This window comes from Shewanella sp. SR43-8, assembly GCF_014163775.1.
Taxonomy (GTDB): Bacteria; Pseudomonadota; Gammaproteobacteria; order Enterobacterales; family Shewanellaceae; genus Shewanella; species Shewanella vesiculosa.
The window spans coordinates 1-230 of the sequence record NZ_JACJDX010000060.1 but is presented as its reverse complement, the minus strand read 5'-3'; the positions used below and the strand labels follow the sequence as shown (position 1 = coordinate 230).

1 protein-coding gene is annotated in these 230 nt (G+C 56.1%); it reads left to right on the top strand.

What is annotated here, in order from left to right; genetic code table 11:
- On the top strand, positions 1 to 230 hold a 230-nt coding region (locus H5114_RS20355), incomplete at both ends, for a cadherin repeat domain-containing protein (RefSeq protein WP_182723897.1).

Below are 230 nucleotides of genomic sequence, written 5' to 3'. Positions count from 1 at the left end.
TTTACGTATTTTGAAAACAGCAGCGACAGCACTGTGATTGGCACTGTGTCTGCGACCGATCCGGAAGGCACGCCAGTGACCTACAGTATCGTCAGCGGCAATGATGACGCTTGGTTTGAGATTGACCCCGTGACCGGTGTCATCAGCTTGACCCCAGCGGGCGTGGCCGCCGTCGCCAATGACTTTGAAGCCCTGGCGAACGTGCACAATTTAGTCGTTGGCGCCTCAGA